The organism is Serratia sp. TSA_198.1, assembly GCF_052686505.1.
This window is the reverse complement of record NZ_JBQZFP010000001.1, coordinates 2,274,389-2,286,559: the sequence shown is the minus strand read 5'-3', so window position 1 is coordinate 2,286,559 and position 12,171 is coordinate 2,274,389. Positions and strand designations below refer to the sequence as shown.

11 protein-coding genes are annotated in these 12,171 nt (G+C 57.2%); 7 read left to right on the top strand and 4 right to left on the bottom strand.

Annotation, left to right across the window (positions count from 1 at the left end):
• Positions 1-116: 116 nt before the first annotated feature.
• The 6 genes from phoB to proY all read left to right on the top strand — a co-directional run bounded on the left by phoB (position 117) and on the right by proY (position 7,667).
• Complete coding sequence (gene phoB / locus ACUTSW_RS10990; protein WP_004949222.1) at positions 117-806, top strand: phosphate response regulator transcription factor PhoB; 690 nt, start codon at positions 117-119, stop codon at positions 804-806.
• A 24-nt stretch (positions 807-830) separates the two neighbouring features.
• The gene (phoR, locus tag ACUTSW_RS10985) at positions 831-2,147 is read left to right on the top strand and encodes a phosphate regulon sensor histidine kinase PhoR (protein ID WP_445584380.1); all 1,317 of its coding nucleotides are present in this window, start codon (positions 831-833) and stop codon (positions 2,145-2,147) included.
• A 16-nt stretch (positions 2,148-2,163) separates the two neighbouring features.
• Entirely contained in the window at positions 2,164-3,102 is a 939-nt protein-coding gene (locus tag ACUTSW_RS10980) for a PstS family phosphate ABC transporter substrate-binding protein (RefSeq protein WP_445584379.1), read from the top strand.
• Positions 3,103-3,314: 212 nt separating this feature from the next.
• A complete protein-coding gene (locus tag ACUTSW_RS10975; protein ID WP_445584378.1) occupies positions 3,315-4,421 on the top strand; it encodes a cobalamin-independent methionine synthase II family protein in 1,107 nt (368 codons plus the stop codon).
• Between the two features lie 448 nt (positions 4,422-4,869).
• Positions 4,870-6,189 carry a branched-chain amino acid transport system II carrier protein gene (brnQ, locus tag ACUTSW_RS10970; RefSeq protein ID WP_445584377.1) on the top strand — a complete coding sequence of 440 codons (1,320 nt, stop codon included), beginning with the start codon at positions 4,870-4,872 and terminating at the stop codon, positions 6,187-6,189.
• Positions 6,190-6,260: 71 nt separating this feature from the next.
• Positions 6,261-7,667, top strand: a complete 1,407-nt coding sequence (gene proY, locus ACUTSW_RS10965) for a proline-specific permease ProY (RefSeq protein ID WP_062869832.1) — start codon at positions 6,261-6,263, stop codon at positions 7,665-7,667.
• Between the two features lie 54 nt (positions 7,668-7,721).
• On the opposite strand, the gene ACUTSW_RS10960 is transcribed toward proY, so the two are convergent.
• The 4 genes from ACUTSW_RS10960 to ACUTSW_RS10945 all read right to left on the bottom strand — a co-directional run bounded on the left by ACUTSW_RS10960 (position 7,722) and on the right by ACUTSW_RS10945 (position 10,034).
• Positions 7,722-8,009: a HigA family addiction module antitoxin gene (locus tag ACUTSW_RS10960; protein WP_062869833.1), complete on the bottom strand. Its 288-nt coding sequence runs from the start codon at positions 8,007-8,009 to the stop codon at positions 7,722-7,724.
• The gene (locus tag ACUTSW_RS10955) at positions 8,009-8,287 is read right to left on the bottom strand and encodes a type II toxin-antitoxin system RelE/ParE family toxin (protein ID WP_062869834.1); all 279 of its coding nucleotides are present in this window, start codon (positions 8,285-8,287) and stop codon (positions 8,009-8,011) included. The genes ACUTSW_RS10960 and ACUTSW_RS10955 overlap by 1 nt, the downstream gene beginning before the upstream one ends.
• Before the next feature lie 84 nt (positions 8,288-8,371).
• Entirely contained in the window at positions 8,372-8,635 is a 264-nt protein-coding gene (locus ACUTSW_RS10950) for a hypothetical protein (protein WP_062871295.1), read from the bottom strand.
• A 133-nt stretch (positions 8,636-8,768) separates the two neighbouring features.
• Positions 8,769-10,034, bottom strand: a complete 1,266-nt coding sequence (locus tag ACUTSW_RS10945) for a mechanosensitive ion channel family protein (RefSeq protein WP_063198088.1) — start codon at positions 10,032-10,034, stop codon at positions 8,769-8,771.
• Positions 10,035-10,282: 248 nt separating this feature from the next.
• Between ACUTSW_RS10945 and malZ the strand changes: the two genes are divergently transcribed.
• Positions 10,283-12,106 (top strand): maltodextrin glucosidase, encoded by a 1,824-nt coding sequence (malZ, locus tag ACUTSW_RS10940; RefSeq protein ID WP_445584376.1) that lies wholly within the window; start codon positions 10,283-10,285, stop codon positions 12,104-12,106.
• Positions 12,107-12,171: the final 65 nt, after the last annotated feature.

Below are 12,171 nucleotides of genomic sequence, written 5' to 3'. Positions count from 1 at the left end.
TAATCGCTATGCTTACTGGCTATAACAGGCTGGTTTTTTCATAAAAGTGTCACAAAACTGACGCATAATGGCGCCCGCAATCAACTGTGATCGCTAACACATTGGCAGGATTGACGATGGCAAGACGCATACTGGTGGTGGAAGACGAAGCGCCGATCCGTGAGATGGTGTGCTTTGTGTTGGAACAGAATGGTTACCAACCGTTGGAAGCCGAGGATTATGACAGCGCCGTGACGCGCCTGTCTGAGCCGTTCCCTGATTTGGTGTTGCTCGACTGGATGTTACCCGGCGGTTCCGGTATCCAGTTTATCAAACATATGAAGCGTGAAGCGCTGACCCGCGATATTCCGGTGATGATGCTGACCGCACGCGGTGAAGAAGAAGACCGGGTGCGCGGCCTGGAAGTGGGAGCGGACGATTACATTACCAAGCCGTTCTCGCCGAAGGAGCTGGTGGCGCGCATCAAGGCGGTAATGCGCCGCATTTCGCCGATGGCGGTGGAAGAAGTGATTGAAATGCAGGGGCTGAGCCTGGACCCTTCCTCACATCGCGTAATGGCTAATGAGCAGGCGCTGGATATGGGGCCGACCGAGTTCAAACTGCTGCATTTCTTTATGACCCATCCGGAACGTGTTTATAGCCGCGAACAGTTGCTTAATCACGTCTGGGGCACTAACGTTTATGTGGAAGACCGCACCGTTGACGTGCATATCCGCCGGCTCCGTAAGGCGTTAGAGACCACTGGTCATGACAAAATGGTTCAAACCGTTCGGGGCACCGGCTACCGATTCTCAACGCGTTACTGATCGCGTCGCGCTGGAGAATATGCTGTGCTAGAACGCCTTTCCTGGAAGAGGCTGGCCCTGGAGCTGGCTCTTTTCTGTTTACCTGCCTTGCTGCTGGGGCTGATTTTCGGCTATCTGCCCTGGCTGCTGCTGGCCGCCGTGCTGGCGGCGCTGGTCTGGAATTTCTACAACCAACTCAAACTTTCCCACTGGCTGTGGGTCGACCGCAGCATGACGCCGCCGCCTGGGCGCTGGAGCTGGGAGCCGCTGTTTTACGGCCTGTACCAGATGCAACAGCGCAACCGTCGTCGTCGTCGTGAACTGGCGCTGTTGATCAAACGTTTTCGCAGCGGCGCGGAATCGCTGCCCGATGCGGTGGTGATGACCACCGTCGAAGGCAATATCTTCTGGTGCAACGGGTTGGCGCAGCATCTGCTGGGATTCCGCTGGCCGGAAGACAACGGCCAGCACATCCTTAACCTGTTGCGTTACCCGGAGTTCAGCCACTATCTGCAACAGCAGGAATTCACGCGGCCACTGACGCTGCAACTCAATAACGAGCACTACGTCGAGTTCCGTGTGATGCCCTATTCGGAAGGGCAACTGTTGATGGTGGCGCGCGACGTCACCCAAATGCGCCAGCTTGAAGGCGCGCGCCGCAACTTCTTCGCCAACGTCAGCCATGAATTGCGTACCCCGCTGACGGTATTGCAGGGTTACCTGGAGATGATGAGCGACGAGGAGCTGGACGGCTCGTTGCGCGGCAAGGCGCTGGGTACCATGCAGGAACAGACTCGGCGCATGGACGGGCTGGTCAAACAGCTGCTGACGCTGTCGCGCATTGAGGCGGCCCCTAACGTCGATATGAACGAGCGGGTCGATATTCCGCTGATGTTGCGGGTGTTGCAGCGTGAGGCGCAGTCGCTGAGCGGCGGCAACCACGAGATTACCTTCCGGGTGAACGAGCAGCTCAAGGTGTTCGGCAACGATGACCAACTGCGCAGCGCGGTGTCGAATCTGGTGTATAACGCCGTCAATCACACGCCGAAAGGCACCCATATTGAGGTGAGCTGGCAACAGACTCCAAACGGCGCGCAGTTCCAGGTCAGCGACAACGGGCCGGGCATCGCCGCCGAACATATTCCGCGCTTGACCGAGCGTTTCTACCGCGTCGATAAAGCCCGTTCACGCCAGACCGGCGGCAGCGGGCTGGGGCTGGCGATCGTCAAGCATGCGCTCAGCCACCACGATGCGCGGTTGGAGATCCTCAGCGAGCAGGGGATTGGCACCCGTTTCATCTTTACCTTGCCTAACCGGTTGATTGTTCCTGCAGCTTTATCAGAGAATGCGGTGAAAAATTAACGCGCGAGAGGCTGGCATGATCCGAATTACCCGATGGTTGTTGCTGTGCCTGGCGCTGCTGGCGAGCCGCGGCGCACTGGCACAGCCGGACGGTATGCTGTCCGGCAACCTGTCGAGCGTCGGCTCCGATACGCTGGCGAATCTGATGGCGCTGTGGGCGCAGGACTTCAGTCAGCACTACCCTAACGTCAATTTGCAGATCCAGGCAGCCGGTTCTTCAACCGCGCCTACCGCACTGGCGGCGGGCGCAGCGCAGCTTGGGCCAATGAGCAGGCCGATGAAGGCGGCGGAAGTGTCGGCGTTCGAACACCGTTATGGTTATGCGCCGCTGGCCGTGCCGGTAGCGGTGGATGCGCTGGTAGTGCTGGTGCATCAGGACAATCCGTTGCGCGGTCTGAACCTGCAGCAGCTCGACCGCATTTTCTCCGCTACCCGGCGCTGCGGCGAAAGCCGACCGCTGATGCGTTGGGGCGAATTGGGGTTGACCGGCAGTTGGCAACAGCGCGACCTTCAACGTTTCGGGCGTAACTCCGCCTCCGGCACTTACGGCTATTTCAAACTGCGCGCCCTGTGCGGCGGCGATTTTATGCCGCGGGTCAATGAGCTGCCCGGTTCGGCCTCGGTGGTACAGGCGGTGGCCGGCTCGCTGAACAGCATTGGCTATGCCAGCATCGGTTTTCGCGCCAGTGGCGTGCGTCTGCTACCGCTGGCGGAATCGGGTGAAAATTATGTTGTCCCCAATGATACCAACGTGCGCAACGGCAGTTATCCGCTGTCGCGCTATCTGTATATTTACATCAACAAGGCCCCCAACCAACCGCTGGAGCCGCTGACCGCCGCTTTTCTCGATCGCGTGCTGTCCGATGCCGGGCAAAAGCTGGTTAATCATGACGGTTACCTGCCGCTGCCACCCGATACGCTGCGCAAAACCCGGGTGGCGCTGGGTCTGAAGTAATCCTCCAACGGGCGCCGAGTGGCGCCCAACATGAATTTCTCTCAACACCAATGAAAATTATTCTATTGCCGCCCGACAAGCGGCGTGACAGGATGCTCCCCAATAGGTTATTTAGACGTCTGGATGTCCAAAGTAACTCGGCGTAATAGTTCACACTGTCAATCATTGAAGCAAAGAGGCCCGATCCTTTGCCTGTCACCGGGAGTCATAATATGTGCGATTGCAACCACGCCTTTCACGCTGACGTTGTCGGCAGCCTGTTGCGCCCTGCGGCGCTGAAAACTGCTCGCCAGCAGTTCCAGCAAGGCGAAATCGATGCCGCCCGGTTGCGCGCGGTTGAAGACGAGCAGATCCGTTTGGCGGTGGCAAAACAGAAAGACCTCGGTTTGGCGGTGGTGACGGACGGCGAATTCCGCCGTGCGTGGTGGCACTTCGACTTCCTGGAAGGACTGGACGGCGTGGAAGGTTATGATGCGGAGCAGGGGATCCAGTTCAACGGCGTGCAAACCCGCGCGCGCAGCATCAAGGTGGTCGGCAAATTGGGTTTTAATCCCCAGCACCCGATGCTGGCGGATTTTCGCTTTCTGAAGGCGACGGCCGGCGATGCGGTACCGAAAATGACCATTCCCAGCCCGAGCGTGCTGCACTTTCGCGGCGGGCGTAAGGCCATCGACAACCGGGTTTACCCGGATCTGAATGTCTATTTCGACGATCTGGCGCAGACCTACCGTGATGCGATCAAGGCGTTTTATGACGCAGGCTGCCGCTATCTGCAGCTGGACGACACCGTCTGGGCTTATCTGTGCTCGGACGATCAACGGCGGCAGATCCGCGAGCGCGGTGAGGATCCGGATCGTCTGGCGAAGATCTACGCCGACGTGCTGAATGCGGCGATCGCCGGCAAGCCGGACGATCTGACCATCGGCTTGCACGTGTGTCGCGGTAATTTCCGCTCTACCTGGATCTCCGAAGGCGGTTACGAGCCGGTGGCGGAAATCCTGTTCGGCCAGGTGAATATCGACGCTTTCTTCCTGGAATACGACAACGAGCGCTCCGGGGGCTTCGAGCCGCTGCGTTTTATCAAACCCGGTAAACAGCAGGTGGTGCTCGGCCTGATCACCACCAAAAACGGCGAGTTGGAGAACCCGGAACAGGTGAAACAGCGTCTCGAGGAGGCCGCGCAGTTTGTCGATCGCCGCCAGTTGTGCCTCAGCACCCAGTGCGGGTTTGCCTCGACCGAAGAGGGCAATAGCCTGAGCGAACAGCAGCAGTGGAATAAGCTGCAAAGCGTGGTAAATATTGCCCGAGAGGTTTGGTAAGCGCGCAGATCCCGTTCAGACCACGCGAAAACCGATCGTTTATTGGCGTTTTCGCGCGGTCTCAAGCCAAATGTTTCACGGTTTGTGAATGCGGCGCTCAAAAATGATACAAATCATGTAGTGTATATTTATTGATAGCCAATATGATCGACTGGTGGCAAAAGATTATCTGGTCGATAGCTCTGGTTTTTATCGCACGACTTGCCTTTCAACGCTATAAACGTTTAACTTAGCCCCCGTTGTCGGACTAAACCTCCATTTATAACTCCTAAAACTCTGTCCATCATCATGAGTGGTTAATTTCGAATAAGGGCAAAACGCCGGACGTTATGCGTTTTCTGCTCTTATTGATCTCGCGATGAAAGGGCAAGCCGACAACCGGGTGGGGGCATTACGTCACCACGATATCGGGTACTTTTTTTCATTTGAACAGGCAACACGACATCGTATGAGTCATCGTTTAACGTCAAAAGATATTCTGGCACTGGGTTTTATGACCTTTGCCTTATTTGTCGGCGCCGGGAACATTATTTTCCCGCCAATGGTCGGCTTACAGTCCGGTGAGCACGTCTGGACCGCAGCAATCGGCTTCCTGATTACCGCTGTCGGTTTGCCGGTGATAACCGTGATCGCCCTGGCGCGCGTTGGCGGCGGTATTGATGCCCTTAGCACGCCGATTGGCCGCAGCGCCGGTTTGCTGCTGGCGACGGTCTGTTATCTGGCGGTTGGCCCGCTGTTCGCCACCCCGCGTACCGCGACCGTGTCCTTTGAAGTGGGTATTGCACCGCTGACCGGCGACGGCGCCATGCCGCTGTTTATCTACAGCCTGGTGTATTTCGCGCTGGTCATCGGCATTTCACTGTATCCGGGCCGCTTGCTCGATACCGTGGGCCACGTGCTGGCTCCGCTGAAAATCGTTGCGCTCGGCGCACTCGGCATTGCGGCGTTGGTTTGGCCGGCGGGCACGCCTATTCCGGCTACCGAAATTTATCAGCACGTTCCTTTCTCTTCCGGCTTCGTCAACGGCTATCTGACCATGGATACGCTGGGCGCGCTGGTGTTCGGCATCGTTATCGTCAACGCTGCGCGTTCCCGCGGCGTGAAAGATGCCGGCCTGCTGACGCGTTACACCATTTTGGCCGGCCTGATCGCCGGTGTGGGCCTGACGCTGGTTTACCTGAGCCTGTTCAAGCTGGGTTCCGGCAGTGGCGTGTTGGTGCCGGACGCGACCAACGGCGCGGTGATCCTGCACGCTTATGTGCAAAATACCTTCGGTGGGTTGGGCAGCTTCTTCCTGGCGGCGCTGATCTTCATCGCCTGTATGGTGACTGCGGTAGGCCTGACCTGCGCCTGCGCCGAGTTCTTTGCTCAGTACCTGCCGTTCTCTTATAAAACGCTGGTCTTTATTCTGGGCCTGTTCTCGATGGTGGTTTCCAATCTGGGCCTGAGCCATCTGATCCAGATCTCTATCCCGGTGCTGACCGCGATTTACCCGCCGTGTATCGTGCTGGTGGTATTGAGCTTCACCCTGCGCTGGTGGAACAGCGCGACGCGCATCATAGCGCCGGTGATGCTGGTCAGCCTGCTGTTTGGTATCCTTGACGCGGTGAAAGCGTCTACCTTCCAGCACCTGTTGCCGGAGTGGACCAATCACCTGCCATTGGCTGCGCAGGGGTTGGCATGGCTGTCGCCTTCTCTGCTGATGCTGGTGTTGGTCGCGATTTATGACCGGGTTTGTACGCGTTCTGAAGTGACCGCGCACCCATAATCCCCCGGCTGAATTTTGGGCCACGGACTTGTCCGTGGCCTTTTTACGTTTAAAAAACACGGGTTATTTTCATGCAACAACAGTCACCCTCCGCCCCTGCGGCCAATAAGCTGAAGCGCGGTCTCAGCACGCGTCATATCCGCTTTATGGCTCTCGGCTCGGCCATCGGCACCGGCCTGTTCTACGGTTCGGCGGACGCCATTAAAATGGCCGGCCCGAGCGTTTTGCTGGCATACCTGATTGGCGGCGTCGTCGCTTTTATCATCATGCGCGCTTTGGGCGAGATGTCGGTCAACAACCCGCAGGCCAGCTCATTCTCCCGTTATGCGCAGGACTACCTTGGCCCGATGGCCGGGTATATCACCGGCTGGACCTACTGTTTTGAAATTCTGATCGTCGCCATTGCCGACGTGACCGCGTTCGGCATTTATATGGGCGTCTGGTTCCCCGAGGTACCGCACTGGATTTGGGTGCTGAGCGTGGTGCTGGTGATTGGCGCCATCAACCTGATGAGCGTGAAGGTGTTCGGCGAGCTGGAGTTTTGGTTCTCGTTCTTCAAAGTCGCCACCATCATCATCATGATTGCCGCCGGTATCGGCATCATCATTTGGGGGATTGGCAACGGCGGGCAACCGACAGGTATCCATAACCTGTGGTCCAACGGAGGCTTCTTCAGCAATGGTTTTATCGGCATGATCCTGTCGCTGCAACTGGTGATGTTCGCCTATGGCGGCATCGAGATCATCGGTATCACCGCCGGTGAAGCCAAGGACCCGAAAACGTCGATTCCCAAGGCCATCAATTCGGTGCCGTGGCGCATCCTGGTGTTCTACGTCGGTACGCTGTTTGTCATCATGTCGATTTATCCGTGGAATCAGGTGGGCACCAACGGCAGCCCGTTTGTGCTGACCTTCCAGCACATGGGGATTACCGTGGCTGCGGGCATCCTCAACTTTGTGGTGATCACCGCGTCGCTGTCGGCGATTAACAGCGATGTGTTCGGCGTCGGCCGCATGCTGCACGGGATGGCTGAGCAGGGCCATGCGCCGAAGATGTTCAGCAAGGTGTCGAAGCGCGGCATTCCGTGGGTTACGGTGTTGGTGATGATGCTGGCGTTGCTGTTGGCGGTGTACCTCAACTACATCATGCCGGAAAACGTGTTCCTGGTGATTGCCTCGCTGGCGACCTTTGCCACCGTGTGGGTGTGGATCATGATCCTGTGCTCGCAGATTGCCTTCCGCCGCAGCCTGAGCAAAGAGCAGGTGAAAAAGCTGGCGTTCCCGCTGCGCGGCGGCGTGTTCACCTCCGTGGTCGCGATTATCTTCCTGGCGTTCATCATTGGCCTGATTGGCTATTTCCCAACTACCCGCGTATCACTTTACGCCGGTCTGGTGTGGGTGGTAGTGCTGCTGGCGGGTTACTACTTCAAGGTCAACCGTCAGAAGAAGCGGGCGGTGCTGGCACCACAGCAGGATTGAAAATGAAAACACCGGCCAGCGCCGGTGTTTTTTTAAGCTCATTGTTCTGGTCTGTCAGGCAAAATCCAGTTTGCGCAGTTTCGATAGGTCAATGGATTGTCTGGCGTGCCAGAGATCGTAAGCATCCTGCATTCCCATCCAGACATGTTCGGAACTGCCGATAACAATCGATAAACGTATAGCCATTTCCGGTGAGATATCGGACTTGCCGCTAATCAGACGTTGAACCGTTGATGGCGCTACATCAAGCGCTCTGGCCAGGCCGCGCGCGCTAAGCTGCAATGTCTCCATCGTTTCCTTGATCAGTTCTCCGGGATGTGGCGGGTTATGCATGTGGTTCATCAGTGATAATCCTCATAATTGACGATATAGATATCTCCCTCGGACAATTCAAACGTAATTCGCCAGTTGCCAGTGACGGTGATTGACCAAAGTCCTGTTCGATCGCCCGTCAGCGAATGAAGAAAGAACCCGGGGAGATCTACATCATTGATTTCCTTAGCCAGATCCAACACGCTCAGACGGAGGCTGATTTTTTTTGCCTGTTTGGCATCGATGCCAGCCGTTGAACCCGTTTCAAAGAATTTCTTGAGTCCTTTATGCCTGAAGCTTTTTATCATCCTGATGGCTCCATCGGTGTTGCGTTATACGCATCATAGTCGGGTGTTGCGTATGACGCAACGGTTTGTTTTGACCCGTGCAGACTATCGTCTATCCTCGGGTTCGTCGTCACCCGAGCCGCGCGCTTCAACGCGCAAACTACTGTCGCACAGTCGTTCTTCTTTGCCCTCGCCGGCGCAGCGCGCCAGCACTTCACGGAGATCCTGCATACTGCTGCTGAGGGCACTTAGCGAGGGTTGCAGCGTGCGGCTCATGCGGCTTTCATCCAGCGAAGCGCTATGCAGGCAGCCGATAAACATCAGGGTGGCCAGCAGAGTAAACAACCGGTGTTTTAACGATTTAAGCAAAGGCATCTCTTCTTCTGTGCAGTAGGGGAAAAAGCATTAACGCCGTTTTAATCGCAGAAGAAAAGCGCCTGGAGACATCTGCTGGCAATCGACAGGGAATCATTACCAGCAGACATAATTACGTCAGCCTGCGTCAGGAAACGTCCGTCGCCGCTCGCATTTGGCTCAGCATGCTACGCATGTCGTTGCCGGTGGGCGTTTGATGCACGCGTAGATCGAACTCGTTAATCACCGCCAGAATATGATCAAAGATATCGGCCTGAATGCTCTCGTATTCCGCCCACACCGTGGTGTTGGTGAAGGCGTAAATCTCCAGCGGCAAGCCCTCCGGCGTCGGTGCCATTTGGCGCACCATCAGCGTCATGCTCTGATGAATATTGGGGTGAGCGCGCAGGTAAGCCACCAGGTAGGCGCGCAGCGTGCCGAGATTGGTCAGACGGCGGCCGTTGAGCGGTGAGCTGAGATCCACGGCACTCTGCTGATTATAGTGGCTCAGTTCTTGCGTTTTATCGTTCAGATAACGCTGCAACAGCGGATTGCGATTAAGGCGCTGTTGCTCTTCCGGGGACAGAAAATGCACGCTGGTGGTGTCGATATTGATGCTGCGCTTGATGCGTCGCCCGCCGGATTCCGACATTGAGCGCCAATTCTTGAAGGAATCTGAGATCAGCGCATAGGTGGGAATGGTGGTGACGGTGTTGTCCCAGTTACGGACTTTTACCGTGGTCAGGCCGATGTCGATGACCGCGCCGTCCGCGCCGTATTTCGGCATCTCCAGCCAGTCGCCGATTTTCAGCATATCGTTGGCGGAAAGCTGAATGCCGGCCACCAGCCCGAGGATGGGATCCTTGAACACCAACATCAGCACCGCGGTCATCGCACCCAGGCCGCTGAGCAGCAGCAATGGCGATTTGCCCATCAGCAATGAAACGATCATGATGCCGATCAGAATGGCAGCTACCAGTTTCAGCCCCTGGAAAATGCCGCGCAGCGGCAGCTGATTCGACAGTGGGCTTTGGCGCAGCACCGCCAATAACGTATCCAGCAGCGAAAACAGCGACAGCAAGGCAAAGGCCATGATCCAGACCTGTGCGGCGGTGATGATGAATGCCTGCGTCTCGCCGCCGGCGTGCAACCACAACACCGCTTGCAGATTGATGATGACCCCTTGTAGCAACAGCGCCATGCGCTGAAACAGCTTGTACTGGGTGAGCGCTTGTTGCCATACGCGCTGCGACTGCTGGCCGCGGCGCTGGATCGTCGCCAGCACCACGCGGTGCAGCACCAGATGAATGGCCACCGAAATCAGGACGATCAGTCCGAGCACCATCAGCAGAGACATTACCCCGCTGAATTCCAGCCCGAACTTCTCCAGCCACAGTGTTATCTGTTGTTGCATTATCGCTCCTTTAAAAAATGCGCAAAAAATATCCAATACACTCAAAAGACGTTAGCCTAATGGCTGCAGGCCATAATGTGCGGCTGTTTACCCTTTTTTACATAGGGTTGCCGTCGGCAGCCTATCTCCACCCCCCGGCTCCTCCCCGAGTTTAGCGGCCAAAGATGAGGGGGACTTGCACTCAACGTGGCATTGTTCGTGGCATTGAATAACGCCGTCGATTTCGTTTTGTACAGCAGGAGAACAGTATGTTTAACGCCTGGCATCAACCGGTCCCGCCCTTTGTGGTGAAGAAGGGACAACGCCTGGATATCACGCTGTGGTTACAGGGTGATGATTTGCCTGAGAGGGTATTTTTACGCGCCGAGCCGGATAACGAAGAATGGCTGCTGATCATGAAAGCGCACAGCGCTGAAGGCCGGTGGCGTTATCAGGCCAGCCTGACGCTGAACGAAGGAGAGGCCACGCGGCGCTACTGCTTCAAACTGGTGTGGGCCGATCGTCAGCAATGGTTCGGGCCTCAGGGGTGGTCGCTGATCCCGCCGGGCCAACTGGCGCAGTTTGCGCTCGACGAACCTGACCGCAGCCCGGCCTGGGTGGCGGATCAGATATTTTATCAAATTTTCCCCGATCGTTTCGCCGGCAGCGGCGGCGAGCACGGTATTAAAAACGGCAGCTATCGCCATCACGCGGCCGGTTGCGACGTGGTGCGCCGCGACTGGCAGCATCCGCTGGAAGACCGGGATGCCGCTTCCACGTTCTATGGCGGCGATTTGGATGGTATCAGTCAAAAGCTGCCTTACCTGCAGAAACTGGGCGTCACGGCGCTGTACCTGAACCCGATTTTCACCGCGCCGAGCGTGCATAAATACGATACCGAAGACTATTATCAGGTCGATCCCTATTTCGGCGGCAATGCCGCCTTGCAGCGTTTGCGAGTGAGTACTCACAAGGTGGGGATGAAACTGGTGCTGGACGGGGTGTTTAACCATACCGGCGATTCCCACCCCTGGTTTGATCGTCACCAGCAGGGCGACAACGGCGCCTGCCACCACCCGGATTCACCGTACCGCGGCTGGTTCAATTTCTACCCTGACGGCCGGGCGCTGGACTGGAAAGGCAACGCCAGCCTGCCGAAGCTCAATTTTGCCGAACCTCAGGTGGCCGAGAGGATTTATCGCGGCGACGGTAGCGTGGTGCGCCACTGGTTACGCCCACCCTACAGCATCGACGGTTGGCGGCTGGACGTGGTGCATATGCTGGGTGAGAACGGCGGTGCTACCGGCAATCTCCAACACCTTGCCGGCATTTATCAGGCGGTTAAACAGGAAAACCCGCAGGCCTACGTGCTGGGCGAACATTTTGGCGATGCGCGCCGCTGGCTGCATGCCGGCGTAGAAGACGCGGCGATGAACTATATGGGCTTCGCCCTGCCGGTAAGGGGGTTCCTTGCCGGACTGGATGTGGCGCATCACCCGGTGCAGATGGACGCTGCGGACTGCGCGCAGTGGATGGACGGCTACCGTGCCGGATTGCCGCACGGCAGCCAACTGATTCAGTTTAACCAGCTCGACAGCCATGATACTGCGCGTTTCCTGACGCTGTTGCAGGGCAATCAGGCGCGCATGCAGATGGCGGCGGTGTGGCTGATGAGCTGGATTGGCGTTCCCTGCTTATATTATGGCGACGAGATTGGCCTGGATGGCGCCAACGACCCGTTCTGTCGCAAGCCGTTCCCGTGGGATGAAAATCAGTGGGATCAGAGCCTGCTGGCGCTGTGCCAACGGATGGCGGCGCTGCGTAAACAGAGTCTGGCGCTGCGTCGCGGTGGTTGCCAGGTGTTATATGCCGCCGGTGAAACGTTGGTATTCGTGCGCCTTTATCAACGGGAGCAGGTAGTGGTGGCGTTACAGCGTGGCGGCAGCGGTGAAGTGGCATTGCCGTACAGCCCGCTGCTGGCCGCAGGCAAATGGCAGCGGCTGGAAGGGCATGGTGAGCTGAGAGAAGAGCAAAACGGCATGACACTGCAACTGGGCGGAGAGTCGGTCACCTTGTGGCGTCGGATAGGGTAAAGCGGCGACGGGGCCGGCGGACCGACCCCTGATTAAGTTAGTGTGCGTTCACACTTTCCATAAGA